The organism is Kitasatospora sp. NPDC030952 (assembly GCF_055571335.1).
The window spans coordinates 63,783-81,402 of record NZ_JBVIFM010000022.1; the positions used below are offsets into that span (position 1 = coordinate 63,783).

Consider the following 17,620-nt stretch of genomic DNA (forward strand, 5'->3'; position numbering starts at 1 on the left):
CCACCAGCCGTCGGGGAGGAGGGCCGGGCATGCCGGAGAGCACGCAGAGCAGCACCCGGCCCAGCTCCCTGATCAACACCGTCTACGGCGAGTTCGTCCGGCGCCTCGGCGGCTGGATATCGATCGCCGACCTGATCGCGCTGATGGCCGAGCTGGACGTCGACGGCCCGGCCGTCCGCTCGGCGATCTCCCGGCTGAAGAAGGCCGGCACCCTGCTCCAGGAGCGCCGCGCGGGCACCGGCTACCGGCTGGCCCCCGCGATGGGCCCGGTGTTCGACGAGGGCGACCGCCGGATCTTCCACAGCCTGGAGCCCGCCGAACTCGCCGACGGCTGGGTGGTGGCGGTCTTCTCGGTGCCCGAGTCCGAACGCGCCCACCGCCACCAGCTGCGCTCCCGGCTCAGCTGGCTCGGCTTCGGCAACGCCGCCCCCGGCGTCTGGCTGGCCCCCGCCCGGCTGCTGCCGGACGCCCGCCGTCTGCTGGAGCGCCTCGGCCTGAGCGCCTACGTGCACCTCTTCCTCTCCGCCGAGTACGCCGGCTTCGCCGAACTCCGTACGGCGGTGGCGAGTTGGTGGGACCTCCCGGCGATCGAGGAGCAGTACGCGGCCTTCACCGACACCTGGCGGCCGGTCGCCGAGGAGCTGCGGGGGCGCGCCACGGTCGAGCCGGTCGAAGCGGTCGCCACGGTCGAGGCAGTCGGACCGGTCGAGCCGGTCGAGCCGGTCGAGGCGTTCCGCGCCTATGTGCCGATGCTCACCCAGTGGCGCAGGCTGCCGTACCTCGACCCCGGGCTGCCCGAGCCGCTGCTGCCCGCCGACTGGAACGCCCGCCCGGCCCGGGCCGTGTTCACCGAGGTGCACGGGCGGCTCGCCGAGCCGAGCCTGCGGTACGTCGAGAAGGTCACCGGGCTGCCCCACCCCGCCGGAGCGCCCCACCCCCAGGAGTTTCAATGACCACCCCAGCCCCAGCCGACCTGCTGATCCGCGCCGGCGCCGTGCACACCCTGGTGCCGGGCGAGCCGCCGCAGCGGGCGGTGGCCGTCACCGGCGGCCGGATCACCGCACTCTCCGCCGCGCCGGACGGCCTGGACGCCCTGGTCGGACCGGACACCGAGGTGGTGGACGATCCGTCGGCGACGGTGCTGCCCGCCTTCGACGACACCCACACCCACCTGATCCTGGCCGGGCACAGCGTCCACGGCGTCCCGGTGCACCGGGCCCGGGACCTCGCCGGGTTCCTGGAGCTGATCCGCGAGCGCGCCGCCCGCACCCCGGCCGGGCAGTGGATCGTCACCACGGTCAACTGGCAGGAGGTGCTGCTCGCCGAGCAGCGGATGCCGACCACCGCGGAGCTGGACCGCGCCACCGGCGAGCACCCGGTGCTGGTGCGCCGGGGCGCCTACAACATGGTGCTCAACTCGGCCGCGCTGCGGCTGGCCGGGATCGACGAGTCCACCGAGTCGCCGGACGGCGGCGTGGTCGAGCGCGACGAGCACGGGCGGCTGACCGGCCGGCTGATCAACCGGGCGACCGAGCCGGTCGAGCGGGTGCTGCCGCGCCCGACCCTCGCCGAGCGGATCGAGGGGCTGCGCGCGGCCTCCGCCGACTACGCGGCCACCGGGATCGGCACCGTGCGGGACTGCCTCGTCCCGGTGGAGGACCTCGACGTGCTGGACGCGGCCCGGGCCGAGGGCGCGCTCGCCGTCCGGGTCCGGGCACTGGTGTCCGGCTTCGCGGCCCGCACCCCCGAGCAGGTGGACGCCCTGCTGGACCGGATGGACGACTGGCGCGCGGACGGCCGGGACGACGATCGACTGCGCCTGTGGGGCGTCAAGTTCGGCATCGACGGCGGCTTCGAGGCAGGTGCCCTGGAACAGCCGTACCAGGGGCAGCCCTGCTACCACGGCCGACTGCTCTGGGAGCCGGAGGACCTGCTCGCGGCGGTGGAGCGGGTGGTCGAACGGGGCTGGCGGGCGGGCGTGCACGCCTGGGGCGACCGCGGGCTGCGGGTGCTGCTGGACGTCTTCGAGCAGGTGCTGAAGCGCCGCCCGGGCCTGCCGCCGGGGACGCTGGTGGTCGAGCACGGCGGACTGGCCCGGCCCGATCAGCGGGCCCGGGCCATCGCCCTCGGCATCCCGGTGACGGTGCAGCACCCGCTGCTGCACGACGGCGCGCTCACCCAGCAGCGCGCCTGGGGCGAGGAGCGTACCGCGGCCCTGTTCCCGCTGCGCGAGTGGCTGGACGAGGGAGCACAGCTGTCGGCCGGCTCGGACTTCCCGGTCGGCCCGTACGGCGCGATGGTGTCGGTGTGGGGCATGACGACCCGCGGCACCACGGCCGGGGTGGTCGGCCCCGAGCACGCGATCGGACGGGCCGAGGCGATCGCGCTGCACACCGTGAACGCCGCCCGGCTGACCGGCGAGAGCGCCGACCGCGGCAGCCTGCGGCCGGGGGCGCTCGCCGACCTCACGCTCTGGCCGGTCGACCCGCTGAACTGCCCGACGGCGGCGCTGCGCGATCTGCTGCCGGCCCGGACGATGGTCGGCGGCCGGACCGTGCACGGGGTCTGACCGAACGTCAAAACCCCTCAGGCCGCGATGAGTTCCCGCAGGTCGATACCCCGGTGCAGGGCCCGCAGGTCCTCGTGCAGGTCGGACGGCGGGACGACCAGCACGCCGCCACGGGCGTGGTCCAGGCAGTAGCGGGCGACCGAGCCGCGCAGCAGTCGACGCACTCGGCCGCGCAGCGAGCCGTGCCGGCCGGCGCTGATCACCAGCAGGTCGCCGGGCCGGTCGGCCATGGCGGTCAGCACCGGCCCGGCTTCGCCCCGCATCACCAGCGGCTGCACCGGCAGGCCGATCGGCAGCCCGCCGAAGGCCTGGCCGAGCGCGCCCTCCAGCCGGGCCCCGGCGGCGTCCTGCCAGGCGCGCAGCAGCGGCGGGCAGGGCCGGGCCCGGTAGCTGCGCTCGCCGCCGACCGGGGTCCAGGCGAGCACCGGGACGAGGACGGCCTGCCGGGCCCGGGCCTCCTCCGCCGCCCGGTGCAGGGCGGTCAGGCTGTGCAGTGAGCCGCTGACTCCGACGATGACGCGGGCGCCGTCCGACATGATCCTTCGCTTTCCGATGTGAAGCCTATCCAGTGTCTGCGTTTATGCTGCCACATCGGCGCTACGGCCTACAAATCCAAGGCATTCACTGAATATCTCCTTGCATCTCACCTCGAAGGTCGCGCGGGGTCAGCGCGTCCGGGGCCACTCGGCCGCCTCGTCCGGCCGGACCTCCTGGAGCAGCCCCCAGGTGAAGTCCGCCGTCCAGGAGGCCACCCGCCCGTCCGCGCCCGGCGCCGCGAAGTCCAGCCGGAAACTGGTCGGCGCACTCCCCTCGCGCGGCACGGCCCCAGGGAAGGACGCCCCCACATCGCCCACCACACAGCCCCACGGCTCCAGGTCGTCGACGGTGCGCAGCACTGGCCCCGGGGCACCGGCCGCCCGGACCAGCCACTCGTTCAGCACCGGCGCGCCGGTTCCGGCCGGCCCGAGCAGCACCTCGAAGCGCAGCTCCGGCCAGAGCGGCAGCGCCCACTGCCGGGCCGTGCACTCCAGGTCGCCGATCCGGCGCGGCAGACTCGCCTCCGCCGGCCCCAGCACGGCGGCGTACCGGGCGGCGCCGCGCGGGAACCGGGGCGCCCGGACCATCGCCTGCCAGCGCTTGTTCGCCTCCCGCATCGCGGCCCGGGTGGCGCCGAGCCGCCGCACCGCGTCCTCGACCAGCTCGGGGTGGTAGTCGGCCATCCGGCGCAGCAGGAAGAGCTGGAACTCGGTGACGCCGAACCCGTTGATCGCCATACCGGCAGGCTAGGGCCCGTCTTCAAACTCGCGTCTGCGGGGCGACGCCGGGAGTTGGCAGACAGGCCCTAGCCTCCGGACTTTTGTTCGAGCAGGTGTTCGAATCACGGCGTAGGCTGGGCCCATGTCCGCAACCGTCCACCTCCAGCCCTCACTGTTCGAAGAAGCCACCGACCCCCGGCTCGGCCCGCTCAACGGCCTACGGCGCCTGCCGCTCGGCGACGGCGCCTGGCTGGACGTCCTGCCCGGTTGGCTGCACGGCGCGGACCAACTGTTCGAACAGCTGGCCGCGACCGTGCCCTGGCGGGCCGAACGGCGCGAGATGTACGAACGCACCGTCGACGTCCCCCGGCTGCTCGCCTCCTACGCCGCCGAGGACGAGCCGCCGCACCCCGTCCTCGGCGAGGCCCGGGCCGCACTGAGCCGGCACTACGCCCCCGAGCTGGGCGAGCCGTTCCGCACCCTCGGGCTCTGCTACTACCGGGACGGCCGGGACAGCGTGGCCTGGCACGGCGACCGGATCGGCCGCGGCGCCCGCGAGGACACCATGGTGGCGATCCTCTCCGTCGGCGAGCCCCGGGTCCTCGCGCTGCGGCCGCGCTCCGGGGGCGGGGCGGTGGTCCGCCGGCCGCTCGGCCACGGCGACCTCGTGGTGATGGGCGGCTCCTGCCAGCGCACCTGGGAGCACGCGATCCCGAAGACCGCCCGCCCGGTCGGCCCGCGGATCAGCATCCAGTTCCGCCCGCGCGGGGTCGCCTGAGCCAGCGCCCCCTCCGCCGCCCCTCCCCTACCCCCGTTCCCGCTCCCGTTTGCCGCGCACCGGCCGGGCGCGCAACCTGACGGGGGTGGGGCGCGGGGGTGACCAGGAGGCCGGCATGCCGAAGGCGGGCAGGTACCACGAGGGCGTCCCCTGCTGGACCGTCCTGACCACCCCGGACCTCCCCCGGGCGCAGCACTTCTACGGCACGCTGTTCGGCTGGGAGTTCGTGCCGACCGGCCCCGCCGAGGCGGTCGCCACCCGCAACGGCGCGCAGGTCGCCGCGCTCGGCGCCGCCCCCGGGCCGGCCGGCTGGACCACCCACCTCGCCTGCCGGGACCTGCCCCGCACCGCGGCGGCCGTCCGGGCCGCCGGCGGCCGGATCGCCCGCGAGCCGTACCCGGTGCCCGACCAGGGCCGGGCCGCGCTCGCCGTCGACCCGCTCGGCGCGCCGTTCGGGCTCTGGCAGGGCGACCCGGTCGAGGGCGCCGGGCTGGTCGACGAGCCCGGCACCCTGACCTGGAACGAGCACCTCTCCGCCGACCCGGACGCCGCCCGGGTGTTCTACCACCGGGTCTTCGGCTACGGCTACGACCGCCCGAGGTCGGGCCACACCCTCGCCCGGGTCGCCGGGCTGCCCGCCTGCAGCATCGGCCCCACCACCCCGGGCGCGAGCGCCCCCGGCTGGCTCACCCACTTCGGGACGGCCGACACCGACCGCGCCACCGCCGCCCTGCGCGCCCTCGGCGGCACCGTCCGCGCCGGGCCCGCACCGACGCCGTTCGGCCGCTCGGCGCTCGTCCGGGACGCCGCCGGGGCGGAGTTCGTGCTGGTCGCCGTCCCGGGCCCGGAGGCCGAGGCCGCCTGACCCGACTGTCCGTCACGGCCGATACGGTGATCCCATGAGTTCCTTCCTGACGGCGTACCTGACCGACGTCGACGACAAGCACACCCTGGCCGGCTGCGCCGACGAGGCCGTACTCCAGGACGTCCTCGGCCACTCGGGCGCCGAACTGGACTACGCCGACCAGGAGTTCGCCGACCAGATCGAGGACGGCGCCCCCACCGCCCGCGAGGCGCTGCGCGCGGTGGTGTACGGCGGACCGTTCGACGAGGAGCACGCCTTCCAGTACCGCTACGCGTACCGGCACCTGTGCGGGACGGACGCCACGCTCCTGGACAACCGCTCCTTCGGCCCCTTCCGCGGCCTGTGGCTGGACGAGGTGGACGACGGCCTGCGCGCCTACGGCGTCACCGCGGTCTCGCTCTCGGACTTCCACTACGGCAGCGACTTCCCGGCCGGCCTGCCCCACTGTCCCGAAGTGTCCTGCGGCGAGTGGTCGTCCGAGCAGTGCCGGGAGGCCCTGCGCCAGTTCGAGCAGGCCGAACGCGAGGGCCTGGCACCGGAGTTGGACCGCGCGGTGGCCGAGGCCGTCCAGGAGGTCGCCGGCTGGCTGCGCACGGCACGGGAGTTCGAGGGGCACGGAGTCATCGGCTTCGTGTCCTGAACCGGCCCCGGCCGCACCAGGCCCCGGCCGCACGAGGTCGTAGCCGCACGAGGCCCCGGCGCCGAGCCGCCGGGGCCGGCCGCCGGTGGGCCCGGCCGGTGGGCTCGGCCGGTGGGCCCGGCGGGCGTCAGTCCTTGACCGCGCCCGCCAGCCCCGACACCAGCCGCCGCTGCACCGCGATGAAGAACACCAGCACCGGCACCGTCATCAGCGTGGACGCCGCCATGATCCCGCCCCAGTCGTTCTCGTCCGGCTTGAAGAACACCAGCAGCGCCGAGGGCAGCGTCTGGTTCTGGGTGGCGCTGATGATGAAGGTCTTGGCGAAGACGAAGTCGTTCCACGCCGCGATGAAGGAGAACACGCTGGTCGCGGCGAGGCCCGGGGCCACCAGCGGAAGCAGGATCCGCCACAGGATGCGGGTCCGGCTCGCGCCGTCGATCTGCGCGGCCTCCTCGATCGAGACCGGGACGGCCGCGACGAAGCCGCGCATCATCCAGATCCCGAACGGCAGCGAGAACGCCAACTGCACCAGCACCAGCGAGGCCAGGGTGTTCAGCCCGATGCCCGGCGCGAACCGGCCTGCGTCGCGGAACATGAAGAACAGCGGGATGGTCAGCGCCTCGACCGGGATCATCTGGGCGATCAGGAACATCACCATGATCGTGGTGCGGAAGCGGAACCTGAACCTGGTCACCGCCACGGCCGCCAGGAACACCACCACCGCCGAGAGCACCACCACCGACAGCGCGACCACCAGGCTGTTCACGAAGTACCGGCCGAAGCCGTCCACGCTGAGCACCTGACGGAAGCTCTCCAGCGTGGGGTGCGCCGTCCACGGCCTCGGATCCAGCGACTGCACCTCGCCCTTGGGCTTGAAGGCCGACAGCACCATCCAGAAGACCGGGAAGGCGGTGACCCCCGCCAGCAGGATCGCGCCGGTGTTGGCGGCCAGCCGCCACCGCGTACGGGAGTTCACAGTTCGTTCCCCGTCCGTCGCAGGGTGCGGATGTACAGGACCGTCGGGACCACCAGGATCAGCAGCATGATCACGCCGATCGCCGCGCCCAGCCCGTACTGCGAGGAGGCGAACGCCTTCTGGTACGCGTACACGTTGAGCACCAGGTTCTGGCCGGCGATGCCGCCGCCCTCGGTCATCACGTAGATCTGGGTGAAGACCTTGAAGTCCCAGATCACCGACTGGATCACCACGATGGTCAGGATCGGCCGCAGCATCGGCGCGGTGATCCGGCGGAAGGTGGTCCAGGTGCCGGCGCCGTCCAGGGCGGCGGCCTCCATGACCTCCTCCGGGATGGCGCGGATGCCCGCGTAGAGGGTGACCATCACGAACGGGTAGGAGTGCCACACCACCACGGCGCCGACGATCAGGAACGCCGTCCACCTGTCGTAGAACCAGTTGAACTCGTGGAAGCCGCTCAGCCCCAGCTTCACCAGGGTGTGGTTGACCAGCCCGAGATTGGTGTCGAACAGGAAGCTCCACACCGTCGAACCGGTCATCGCGGGCGCCGCCCAGGCGGCCATCGCCGCCGTGGTCAGCATCAGCCGCGGCCAGCGGCCGACCCTGGTCAGCAGCACCGCGAGGGTCGCGCCGACGGCCAGGGTGGCGACCACGCAGAAGGCGGCGAAGCCGACGGTCTGCAGCAGCACCGTCCAGAACTGGCCGTCCTCCAGGATCTTCGAGTAGTTGCCGAGGCCGACGAAGGAGGTCGGGGCGCCGCCGGAGGCCTGGGCCTGCCCGAAGTCCAGCACGGACAGCAGCCCGAGCTGGTAGATCGGGTAGGCGACCAGCGGGATCAGGATCACCGCGGCCGGCAGCAGCAGCAACAGCGGTGGCCTGCGACGCCGGCCGCCCGGGGGTGCGGCCGGCGCCCTGCCCCCACGGCGCCGCGGGGAGGGCGGCGCCGACGGGGCGGTCGTGGTGGTTGCGGACACGTACGGACCTGCTCTCTGCTCGGCGGGGCTCGGCGGGTCAGTGCGCGGCGAAGGCCGAGTTGATCTGCGCCGCCGCGTCGGCCGAGGCCTTGGCCACGTCCGCCTTGCCGGTGACGACCTGCTGCAGCATGGTCGGGATCACCGACTGGGCGTCGATCTGCGCCCACGCCTGGTCGAGCGGCACGAAGCGGGTGCCGGCCGCGATGGTGTCGGTGAACGGCTTCAGGAAGGGGTCCTTCGCCCCGACCTTGCCGCTGACCGACTTGAGCGTCGGCAGGTTGCCCATCGCGTCGTACATCTGCTCCTGGTAGGCCGGGTTCGCCAGCAGCTCGGCGAACTCGACGGCCAGGGTGCGGTGTTTGGCCGCCTTCATCACCCCGAGGTTGTTGCCGCCCGCGAAGGCGGGGGCGATCGAGCCGGGCTTCTCCCCCGGCAGCGGAACCACCCCGTACTTGCCCTTGACCGCGCCCGCGTCCACCTTGCTGCGGTTGGAGTTGACCAGGATCGCCATCGCCGACTTGCCGGCCGCGAACAGGTCGACGGTCTTGCCGCCGGTCAGGTCCGCGCACTGCTGGGCGGGGCAGCCGTCCGCGCCGAAGAGTTCGGTGTAGCGCTTGATCCCGGCCTGCGCGGCGGGCGAGTCGATGGCGGCCTTGAAGGCCGAACCGTTCTTCGCGGCGATGTCGCCGCCCGCGTCCCAGACGAAGGGCAGCGCCGCGAAGGTGTACTTGCCGCCGACCGCGATGCCGAAGGTGTCCGGGTGCGCGGCGTGGATCTTCTGCCCGGCGGCGACCAGTTCGGCGTACGAGGCCGGCGGGTTGAGCCCGGCCTCGGTGAACAGGTCGGTGCGGTAGTACAGGGCGCGCACGCCGACCCACCACGGCAGGCCGTAGGTCTTGCCGTCGACCACCGCCGTCTTCGCGATCGCCGGGTCGAGGTCGCCCTTGTCCTGCCACGTGTCCAACTCGGCGCCGATGTCGGCGAGGCCGCCGGCGGCGACGTAGCCGGGCAGGTCGGTGTTGCCGAACTCGACCAGGTCGGGGGCGCTGTTGGGGTCGTTGAAGGCGCCCTTCATCTTGGCGGCGCGGGCCGAGGCGTCGGTGTCGATGTAGCTGACCTTGACGGTGACGCCCTGGTGGGCGGCCTGGAACTCGTTGACGGCCTTGGTGACCACGGCCTCCTTGGCCGCGTTGCCCGCCTCGTTGTACAGCCACACCTGCAGGGTGCCGGTCCGGTCGTCGGCGGCCTTGTCGCCGGCCGGTGCGGCGGTGCCCGGGGCGCAGGCGGTGGCGGCGAGGCAGCCGGCGGCGAGCACGGCCGCGGCGGCGGCCCGACTGGTGAGTCGCATGGGTGGAGACCTCCCCTCCCGACAGCTGCCGCCGAGACGCGGGCCGCTGCGGACGGGCGCGTCGAAGCAGGCCCTGACCGGGGCCGATGGTGGGTGAGTGGTGGGGGTGACGGCAGGGCGCAGCGCCTCGGGTGGGCGACGCCGCCTGCTCGATGGCAGGGACGTTAGGCGTGGCCGATCGGCCCCAACAAGAGGCGGTTCACGAAGTTTTGCACTGCACAACGTTGTATCGAAGACGAGGTGATCCGGGCCCGAAGGGGTACGTTCTGACAACCGCCGCCGACCAGCGGGGGAACCCCAGCAGAACCCGGACCAGGGAACGGACCCATGACGGAGACGTCGCCCAAGACGCCCGCGCAGGCGACCCCAACGCCCGCGCAGGCGCCTCCAACGCCCGCCCAGGCGACCCAAACCCCCGCACAGGCGCCTCCGACGCCCGCGCCCGCGGCGAAGCCCACGACCGAACGCAACCAGTCCTCCTCGCTGCGCCGCGCGCTCGCCGTCCTCGGCCACGTCCGGGACCACGGCGACGGGCGTGGCGTCCCGCTCGCCCAACTCGCCGACGCCCTGGGCCTCAACAAGAGCACCGTGCTCCGGTTGGCCGGCCCGCTGCTCGACGAGCACCTGCTCGAACGGGACCGCGAGACCGGCTGGTTCCGCCTCGGCCACGGCGCGCTCCGGCTCGGCCAGGCCTACCTGACCACCCTCGACCTGCGCAGCGTCGCCGCCGAACACCTCCGCCGGCTCCAGCGCGAGGCCGGCGAGACCGTCCACCTGACCGTCTGGCAGTCGCCCGGCATCGTCTACCTGGACAAGGTCGAGGACGAGACCAACGTCCGGATGGCCTCCCGGGTCGGCAGCCGGGCACCCGCCTACTGCACCGCCACCGGAAAGGCGATCCTCGCCTGGCTGCCCGAGGAGGCGGTCACCGAGGTGGTCGCGGCCGGACTGCGCCCGGTCACCGCCTGGACCATCGCGGACGAGACCCGGCTGCGCGCCGACCTCGCCCGGATCCGCGCCCGCGGCTACTCGATCGACGACCGGGAGAACGAACCCGAAGTGCGGTGCGTGGCCGCGCCGATCTTCGACCACACCGGCGAGGTGACGGCCGCGCTGTCCGTCTCCGGTCTCACCTCCCGGATGACCGCGGCCCGGGTCCGCGCCCTCGGCCCGGTCGTCGCCCAGACCGGCCTGCGGATCTCCCGCGAACTGGGCTCCGACCGCCAGCCGTCCTGAACTCCCCGTCCCCGCCCCGGAAACGCGAACGGGGCCCGGCACCGTGAAGGTGCCGGACCCCGTCCGACCTTGGAGCGCCAGGCCCGGATCGCACGGACTCTTCCTACTGAAAGTAGGACGTGCTCTGGTAGCACCGCTGACGCCTGACAAGAGATCATCTCTCTCGCGACTGGAAGAACACTAGCAGCTCAACACTCATGCACCCAACCACGAACCATCCCCCGGCCCACCCCCACCAGCGGCCCGGAAACGCGAACGGGGCCCGGCACCGTGAAGGTGCCGGACCCCGTCCGACCTTGGAGCGCCAGGCCCGGATCGCACGGACTCTTCCTACTGAAAGTAGGACGTGCTCTGGTAGCACCGCTGACGCCTGACGAGGGATCGTCTCCCTCGCGACAGGAAGTACAGTACCAGCTCGGTGATCATGCATCGAACCGGAGGGGAACCCGGCATGACGAACGCTCGACCCGAGACCGTTCCGTACGCGGACGGACGGCTGTTGGACGTCCACCGCCCGACCTCCGCCGCCGGCACCGGGCCCGCCGCCGAGCCCGCCCCGGTCGTCCTGCTCTGGCACGGCTCGGGCCCCGATGAACGCGACGTGCTGCACACCGTCGCCCAGGAGGCCGCCGGGCTGGGCCTGTTGGTGCTCGTCCCGGACTGGCGCTCCGACCGGGAGGACGGCGGCCGCGCCGAACTGCTCGCCTCGCTGGCCTTCGCCCGCCGCAACGCCGCCGCGTACGGCGGGGATCCGGAGCGCTTCGTGCTGGCCGGCTGGTCGCTCGGCGGCCGGGAGGCCGTCGCGGTGGCCACCCACCCGGACACTCCGGCCGAGCTGCGCCCCACCGCCGCCGTCGGCATCGCCTCCGCCTACGGCCGTCCGGCCGCCACCACCGGCGACAGCCCGCTCGACCTGCTGACGACGGGGCCCTGTCCGGTGCCGATCCGGCTGGTGCTGGGCACCGCGGACGAGGTGGTGCCCGCCTTCCTCACCCGTGAACTGCACGCGGCCGTCCCGACCGCCGAGCTGCTCGAACTCCCCACCGACCACGCCGGCGTGGTGATGACCAGCTACAGCCCGGAGGCCGGCCGCTGCCTGCCCGCCACCGACCCGGCCACCCTGGCGGCCGGCCGGCAGACCGCCGCCGTGCTCGCCCGGGCGGCCGGGATCGGGTAGCAGCGCCTCCCCAACAGGCTTGCCCCGCCGGTCAGTTCCCCGCGACCAGGTCGCGCAGCCCGTACCCGCGCTCCAGCACGTCCAGGTCCCGCTGCAGCGGCGGGCGCGGCACGGTGAGCACGGGGCAGGTCGCGTGCCGGACGCAGTAGGCGGTGATCGACGGCCGGATCAGCCGGGAGAGGCGGCCGCGTTCGCGGCCGGCGCCGAGCACCAGGACGTCGCCGGGCCGGTCCGCACAGCGCAGCAGGGTGTGGGCGGTCTCCCCGCGCATGGCCTGGCAGCGCAGCCGGGCTCCCGCGTACCGCCCGGCGAAGGCCTCGTCGAGCGCCTGCCGCAGCCGGGCGACGGCGGCGTCGCGGCCGGCGTCGACCACCGGCGGGCAGACCGTGCGGCGGTACCCGAGTTCCTCGCCCGGCGGGGTCCAGCACAGCACCGCGAGCACCTCGACGTCCGTCCGCCGGGCTTCGGCCACCGCGTGGTGCAGGGCGGCCAGGCTGCCGAGCGAGCCGCTGACGCCGACCACGATCCGCCCTTCGTCGGTACCCGTGTCCGTCATGGCCCCTCCCGCCTCTCCGTCCGCGCCGCCGCGCCGTGGCGGGTCACCCCAGCAAAGCGGGCCGCCGCCGTCCGCTCCGGCCCGTTGACGCCGCCCTGACGCGCCGCCCGGCGTTCCGTACGCGTCCCTGATGCGGGCGGGCGAGGAGGGCCGGGTCAGGCCCCGGGCGGCCCCGGCGGCCGGACCGTCAGGCCCCGGGCGGCCCCGGGCGGCTCCGGCGACTCCGGCGACTCCGGCGGCTGCGCATCCCACAAGTCGGCGAACATCCGGTCCAGGTGCTCCTCGCCGATCGGCGGGACGGGCAGCGGGTGGGTGGCCCGGGCGCGGAAGCCGTCCAGCAGCAGGGCGAGGTAGCGGCGCCAGAGGTCGGGGCGCAGTTCGGTGGCGGCGGGCAGGGCGCGGCAGAGCGGGCCGAGCAGGAACAGCAGGTCCATGGTGACCACGTCGGGCCGCATGGTGCCCTGCTCCTGGGCACGGGCGATGAGGGCGCCGACGGTGACGGCGTGGCGGCGGCTGATCTCGATCATGCCGGGGATGCTCGGGATGGCCTGGGTGACCAGGTCGTTGATGCCCCGGTCGGCGGCGACGAGTTCGAAGATCCGCTCGAAGTACCGTTCCAGGCCGGTCCAGGCGTCCTCGGCGGCGAGCGCCTCCTGTCCGGCGGTGGCCAGTCCGGCCCCGGCGTCCGCGAAGACCTCGGCGATCAGGGCCTCGCGGGTCGGGAAGTGCCGGTAGAGGGTGGCGTTGCCGACGCCGGCCTCCTTGGCGATCTGGTCCAGCGGGACGTCCAGGCCGTGCCGGGAGAACATCTCGCGGGCGGCGGCGAGCAGCAGGTCGCGGTTGCGCTGCGCGTCGCGCCGGAGCCGTCCCGGGGGGTTCGCGCTGCTCGGTGCCATGCGCAGACCCTAGCAACGGCACGGCCGCCGGGTGTTCACCGGCTCGACGCCGGGCCGCACCGGTCCTGGTGGGCAACTACCCTACGGAGCCCTGGAGAAGAGCGGCCCCGGACGGCCCGTGTCGGCCGTACGGCCGTGGCCCCGGCGGGCGTTCCCGCCGGGGCCACGGTCACTGCGGCGGCGCGTCAGCAGGTCTGGTCGATGAGGGAGAACGTGGCGTAGTGGTCGCCGGTGTAGTAGTCCTCCTGCGAGGCCTCGCCGGTGATGATCCGGCGGGTACCGCGGGTCGGGGCGCCCGGGGTGATGACGGTGTACTCGTGGTAGTACCCGTACGACTGGCTGGGCAGGACGCCCTCTCTGTTCTGGAAGACCACGCCGTCCTGCGAGTACGGGAACGGCCCGTCCGAGGCGATCAGGTTCAGGGTGTCGGTGGCCTGCGCCGGCAGCGCGGACAGGCACACCGAGCCGCTCACGTCGGCGTGCGCCTCGGTGGCGACGGCGACGGGGGCGAGGGTCATCAGGGCGACGGCGGTGATGGCGGCGGCGCGGGTCTTCCACGCGCGTAGAGTGCGAGTCATGTCCACCAGTGTGGCGAGACACCGACAACTCCGGAAGGCCCTCGGCGAACTGTTTACCGGCGGGTAACTCCCCTTTTCCATCTGCGACTTGGCCCGTACGGCAGTCCGCCGGAAGGTATCCCCGAGACCGTCCACGAACCACCGGCGCCACCCTTGGGTCGACCGCCGTCGAACAACCGCACGCCTCGCTGTAGACCTACTCACACCTTCACAGCACTCCCACAACGGCCCGCCCACCCCGCATAGAGTGACGGATCGTCTCGGACCGGAACGATCTCTGACGGGGTGGACATGAACACGGGCACTGACAAGGGCGCGGGCGCCGTCACAGCTGCGGGCACTGGCACTGGCACTGGCGGCGGCACCGGCACCGGCACCGGCACCGGCACCGGCACCGGCACCGGCACGACGAGCGGCGCTCCCGTCGGCAACGGCACCGCACTGACCGCCCACCAGCTGATCGGACTGCTGGTCGACCCGGGCGGCTTCCACAGCTGGGACGAACCGACGCCCGCGCCGCCCACCGACCCCGGCTACCGCGCCTCGCTCGACCGGGCCCGCGAGCGCACCGGCCTGGACGAGGCCGTGCTCACCGGCCTCGGCCTGATCGACGGCCGGCCGGTCGCCCTGGTCGCCTCCGAGTTCGGCTTCCTCGGCGGCTCGATCGGCGTCGCCACCGCGGAACGGATCACCCGGGCCGTCGAACGCGCCACCGCCGAGCGCCTCCCCCTGCTCGCCCTGCCGGTCTCCGGCGGCACCAGGATGCAGGAGGGCTCGGCGGCCTTCCTCTGCATGCTCCGCATCACCGCCGCCGTCCAGGCCCACCGCGCGGCCGGCCTCCCCTACCTCAGCTACCTGCGCAACCCGACCATGGGCGGGGTCTTCGCCTCCTGGGGCACCCTCGGCCAGCTGGTCCTCGCCGAGCCGGGCGCCCGGCTCGGCTTCCTCGGCCCCCGGGTGTACGAGGAGCTGCGCGGCGTGGAGCTGCCGGCCGACGTCCAGCGGGCGGAGACGCTGGCCGGGCACGGCCTGGTGGACGCCGTGGTGCCGCCGCGGGAACTGCGAGAGCTGCTCCGCCGCACCCTCACCGTGCTCGGCACCACTCCTCCTTCTTGCACCACCCCTCCTTCTTATAGGGGCACCCACGCTTGCCGGGGCACCGCGGAACGCGACGCCCCGGACGCCGACCCCCATGGCACCGTAGCCCCGGACGCCGGACCCCAGGGCACCGGAGCCCCCGACGCCCAGGACGCCTGGGACTCCGTCCGCCGCACCCGGCGCCCCGACCGCCCCGGCACCCGCGAGCTGCTGCGCCGCACCGCCGAGGAGCTGGTGCTGCTCGACGCCCCCGGCGGCCGCGACGGCGCCCTGGTCCGCGCGCTCGCCGTGCTCGGCGGCCACCCCGTCCTGGTCGTCGGCCAGCAGCGGCAGGACGCGCAGCACGAGCGCCCCTTCACCGCCGCCGACCTGCGGGCCGTCCGGCGCAGCGCCCGGCTGGCCGAGCAGCTGGGCCTGCCGCTGGTGACCGTGGTGGACACCGCCGGGGCGGAGCTGTCCGCCGGGGCCGAGCTGGACGGCATCGCGATCGAGATCGCGCACTGCCTGACCACCCTGCTCGCCCTGCGCACCCCCGTCCTCGCCGTACTGCTCGGCCAGGGCTCCGGCGGCGGCGCACTGGCGCTGCTCCCGGCCGACCGGGTGCTCGCGGCCGGGCACGCCTGGCTGGCGCCGCTGCCGCCGGAGGGCGCCTCGGCGATCGTGCACCGGGACGGCGCCCACGCCGCCGAGCTGGCCCGGACCCAGGGCATCGGCGCCCGGCAGCTGGCGGAGGTCGGACTGGTGGACGAGGTGGTCCCCGAGCTGCCGGACGCCGCCGAGGAGCCGGCGGCCTTCTGCGCCCGGCTGGGCGCGGCGGTCGTCACGGCACTCGGTGAGCTGTCGGCCACCGCCGAGGCGGACCGGCTCGCGGCCCGAGCACTGCGGCACCGGCGCCTGGGCGACCTCCGGTGACCCTCGGCGAGCGCGTCACCGCCCGGGGTCACCGGATCCTGTGGCGCCGGACACAGATCGTCAGTACCCAAAGTGTCGCGGCCGGACCGCCGGGTGACAGCGGCGGCTCCCAAACGGTGAGTGCGCTCACAGGCGAATCGAGCCTACGACGGTCGGTAGTGGTGCCAGCGGACCCCCGACCGCACCCCCGGGGCCACCGCCCACAACCCGGCGTCCGCCCAGCTCGGAGCCCGTCCGCCGACCCGCCCCGGGTGCCCCTTCGAATCCACGGCCACCGCCGCGCGTACGACGGTGCGTCGTAACGAAGGGGTCTTGGCGAGGGCCGATCCGGTCTGGCAACAATGGCTCTCGTCGCCAGCCGCTCCGGCTCCTGTCCCGCCGGTGGACGGCCTGCCGCCGAGTTCGCGCCCCACAACCGCAACGGCCCCTGTCCGGCCCGTGGTCCTGGGTGGGGCGCGACTCGGCCCAACCTGATTGAGGTCTTGTACTACATGCCCGCTTTCAAGCTCCGTATGCGCACTTCCGCCGCGATTCTCGCCGGCACCGCTGGTCTGACCGCCCTGGGCGCCGGTGTGCTGCCCGCCACCGCCAACGCGGCCACCGCCTCCCCGCAGGCCATCGCCGCCCAGATCGTCCCGGCGAACCAGCTGGCCTCGTTCAGCCAGATCATCAGCCACGAGTCCGGCTGGAACGTGACCGCGACCAACCCGAGCTCGGGCTCCTACGGCCTGGGCCAGGCCCTGCCGGCCTCCAAGATGGCCTCCGCGGGCGCCGACTGGAAGACCAACCCGGCCACCCAGATCAAGTGGGCGCTGGACTACATGAACACCCGCTACGGCAGCCCGAACGCCGCCTGGAACTTCTGGCAGAACCACCACTGGTACTAAGCCGACCGACCACCGGCTGAGCTGCCTGCCACCCGTCTCCTGACCACTTTCCCCCTCACCCCGGGGGTCGGACAGGGACCACCGGGGTGACCCGAGAGGGCCCGGGCCCGCGCGATCCGCGTGGCCCGGGCCCTCCCGTGCTTTCCCCTGCTTTCCGCCGCTTTCCGCTGCGCTCCCCTGCCGCACCCCTGCCGCGCCCCGGGCCGCCGCGCGGCTCAGAGCTCCCCGGTGAGCCCCAGCAGCTCCCGCATCCGGGCGTACTTGGCGGCCAGCCGCTCGGCGGTCGCCCGGTCCAGCGTGGCCAGCCGCGCGGGATCGGAGTTGTGCGCCAGGTCGGCGCGCTTGACCACCAGCGCACCGGGCGTGGCCAGGATGCGCGCCGTGTACGCCTCGACCGGCTCCTCGGGGCGGCGGGTGAGCGCGTCCACGATCGCCTTGGTCTCCTCCGGCAGCGCGGCCCCCGCCAGCCACTCCCGGCTCAGCCGGTCGTCCTCGACGGTGTCGTGCAGCCAGCCCGCCGCGATCTGCGCCTCGCTGCCGCCGCGCGCCGCCGTTCCACCGGCGACCGCCGCGATGTGCTCGGCGTACGGGTGCCCGTTCTTGTCCACTTGCCCCTGGTGGGCGCGGCGCGCGATGGCCTCCACCTCGGACAGGCTCAGGTACTGGTCCTCCATCGGCTCATCGTAGGCCCGCGCGGCACGCCGTACCCGGGCCGCCTGCCCGGCCCGATCCGTGCGCTTCCTCGGCAGGCGGGGCTCCCGGGCCCCCGTTGATCAACGCCCCGACGGCCACTGGTTTACTCCCCCGGGGGTTCACAGCGTCACCGGTGCTCCAGGGCCCCCGCCGACAGGCCCCATAGGCCGCAGGGCGGGCG

18 protein-coding genes are annotated in these 17,620 nt (G+C 74.1%); 9 read left to right on the forward strand and 9 right to left on the reverse strand.

What is annotated here, in order from left to right; all coding sequences use genetic code 11:
- The first annotated feature begins 29 nt into the window (after positions 1 to 29).
- Entirely contained in the window at positions 30 to 953 is a 924-nt protein-coding gene (locus tag ACZ47G_RS30740) for a PaaX family transcriptional regulator (RefSeq protein ID WP_465748247.1), read from the forward strand.
- On the forward strand, positions 950 to 2,569 hold the full coding sequence (locus ACZ47G_RS30745) for an amidohydrolase (RefSeq protein WP_465748249.1): 1,620 nt from the start codon (positions 950 to 952) through the stop codon (positions 2,567 to 2,569). The genes ACZ47G_RS30740 and ACZ47G_RS30745 overlap by 4 nt, the downstream gene beginning before the upstream one ends.
- Before the next feature lie 17 nt (positions 2,570 to 2,586).
- Here ACZ47G_RS30745 and ACZ47G_RS30750 read toward each other — a convergent pair whose 3' ends face one another.
- Both ACZ47G_RS30750 and ACZ47G_RS30755 read right to left on the reverse strand, forming a co-directional pair.
- Positions 2,587 to 3,105: a universal stress protein gene (locus tag ACZ47G_RS30750; protein ID WP_465748251.1), complete on the reverse strand. Its 519-nt coding sequence runs from the start codon at positions 3,103 to 3,105 to the stop codon at positions 2,587 to 2,589.
- 129 nt (positions 3,106 to 3,234) lie between these two features.
- On the reverse strand, positions 3,235 to 3,843 hold the full coding sequence (locus tag ACZ47G_RS30755; RefSeq protein WP_465748253.1) for a hypothetical protein: 609 nt from the start codon (positions 3,841 to 3,843) through the stop codon (positions 3,235 to 3,237).
- 124 nt (positions 3,844 to 3,967) lie between these two features.
- Between ACZ47G_RS30755 and ACZ47G_RS30760 the strand changes: the two genes are divergently transcribed.
- The 3 genes from ACZ47G_RS30760 (at position 3,968) to ACZ47G_RS30770 (ending at position 6,108) form a co-directional block, all read left to right on the forward strand.
- On the forward strand, positions 3,968 to 4,603 hold the full coding sequence (locus ACZ47G_RS30760) for an alpha-ketoglutarate-dependent dioxygenase AlkB (RefSeq protein ID WP_465748255.1): 636 nt from the start codon (positions 3,968 to 3,970) through the stop codon (positions 4,601 to 4,603).
- 115 nt (positions 4,604 to 4,718) lie between these two features.
- On the forward strand, positions 4,719 to 5,468 hold the full coding sequence (locus ACZ47G_RS30765) for a VOC family protein (RefSeq protein ID WP_465748257.1): 750 nt from the start codon (positions 4,719 to 4,721) through the stop codon (positions 5,466 to 5,468).
- A gap of 34 nt (positions 5,469 to 5,502) precedes the next feature.
- Positions 5,503 to 6,108: a DUF7691 family protein gene (locus tag ACZ47G_RS30770; RefSeq protein ID WP_465748259.1), complete on the forward strand. Its 606-nt coding sequence runs from the start codon at positions 5,503 to 5,505 to the stop codon at positions 6,106 to 6,108.
- Between the two features lie 127 nt (positions 6,109 to 6,235).
- On the opposite strand, the gene ACZ47G_RS30775 is transcribed toward ACZ47G_RS30770, so the two are convergent.
- Genes ACZ47G_RS30775 through ACZ47G_RS30785 form a run of 3 tightly spaced genes read right to left on the reverse strand, consistent with a single transcriptional unit; the run spans position 6,236 to position 9,406 of the window.
- Positions 6,236 to 7,084 (reverse strand): carbohydrate ABC transporter permease, encoded by an 849-nt coding sequence (locus ACZ47G_RS30775; RefSeq protein WP_465748261.1) that lies wholly within the window; start codon positions 7,082 to 7,084, stop codon positions 6,236 to 6,238.
- Positions 7,081 to 8,058, reverse strand: a complete 978-nt coding sequence (locus ACZ47G_RS30780; protein WP_465748263.1) for a carbohydrate ABC transporter permease — start codon at positions 8,056 to 8,058, stop codon at positions 7,081 to 7,083. Before ACZ47G_RS30780 ends, ACZ47G_RS30775 begins: the two co-directional genes overlap by 4 nt.
- A 37-nt stretch (positions 8,059 to 8,095) precedes the next feature.
- The gene (locus tag ACZ47G_RS30785; RefSeq protein ID WP_465748265.1) at positions 8,096 to 9,406 is read right to left on the reverse strand and encodes an extracellular solute-binding protein; all 1,311 of its coding nucleotides are present in this window, start codon (positions 9,404 to 9,406) and stop codon (positions 8,096 to 8,098) included.
- Between the two features lie 327 nt (positions 9,407 to 9,733).
- On the opposite strand from ACZ47G_RS30785, the gene ACZ47G_RS30790 reads away from it, so the two are divergent.
- Together ACZ47G_RS30790 and ACZ47G_RS30795 are read left to right on the forward strand one after the other, a co-directional pair.
- Positions 9,734 to 10,642, forward strand: a complete 909-nt coding sequence (locus tag ACZ47G_RS30790) for an IclR family transcriptional regulator (RefSeq protein ID WP_465748267.1) — start codon at positions 9,734 to 9,736, stop codon at positions 10,640 to 10,642.
- Between the two features lie 451 nt (positions 10,643 to 11,093).
- Positions 11,094 to 11,819: an alpha/beta hydrolase gene (locus tag ACZ47G_RS30795; protein WP_465748269.1), complete on the forward strand. Its 726-nt coding sequence runs from the start codon at positions 11,094 to 11,096 to the stop codon at positions 11,817 to 11,819.
- Between the two features lie 31 nt (positions 11,820 to 11,850).
- Here the strand turns inward: ACZ47G_RS30795 and ACZ47G_RS30800 are convergent, their stop codons facing one another.
- From ACZ47G_RS30800 to ACZ47G_RS30810, 3 genes are all read right to left on the reverse strand, one after another.
- Entirely contained in the window at positions 11,851 to 12,375 is a 525-nt protein-coding gene (locus ACZ47G_RS30800; RefSeq protein ID WP_465748271.1) for a universal stress protein, read from the reverse strand.
- A 155-nt stretch (positions 12,376 to 12,530) separates the two neighbouring features.
- The gene (locus tag ACZ47G_RS30805) at positions 12,531 to 13,271 is read right to left on the reverse strand and encodes a TetR/AcrR family transcriptional regulator (RefSeq protein WP_465748273.1); all 741 of its coding nucleotides are present in this window, start codon (positions 13,269 to 13,271) and stop codon (positions 12,531 to 12,533) included.
- Between the two features lie 185 nt (positions 13,272 to 13,456).
- Positions 13,457 to 13,789 carry a ribonuclease gene (locus ACZ47G_RS30810; RefSeq protein WP_465748403.1) on the reverse strand — a complete coding sequence of 111 codons (333 nt, stop codon included), beginning with the start codon at positions 13,787 to 13,789 and terminating at the stop codon, positions 13,457 to 13,459.
- Between the two features lie 351 nt (positions 13,790 to 14,140).
- Here ACZ47G_RS30810 and ACZ47G_RS30815 point away from each other — a divergent pair, with 351 nt between their 5' ends.
- Positions 14,141 to 15,859, forward strand: coding sequence for a carboxyl transferase domain-containing protein (locus tag ACZ47G_RS30815; RefSeq protein WP_465748275.1), 1,719 nt, complete (start codon positions 14,141 to 14,143; stop codon positions 15,857 to 15,859).
- 512 nt (positions 15,860 to 16,371) lie between these two features.
- Positions 16,372 to 16,746, forward strand: a complete 375-nt coding sequence (locus ACZ47G_RS30820; protein ID WP_465748277.1) for an aggregation-promoting factor C-terminal-like domain-containing protein — start codon at positions 16,372 to 16,374, stop codon at positions 16,744 to 16,746.
- 215 nt (positions 16,747 to 16,961) lie between these two features.
- Here the strand turns inward: ACZ47G_RS30820 and ACZ47G_RS30825 are convergent, their stop codons facing one another.
- The gene (locus ACZ47G_RS30825; RefSeq protein ID WP_465748279.1) at positions 16,962 to 17,420 is read right to left on the reverse strand and encodes an HD domain-containing protein; all 459 of its coding nucleotides are present in this window, start codon (positions 17,418 to 17,420) and stop codon (positions 16,962 to 16,964) included.
- Between the last annotated feature and the right edge of the window lie 200 nt (positions 17,421 to 17,620).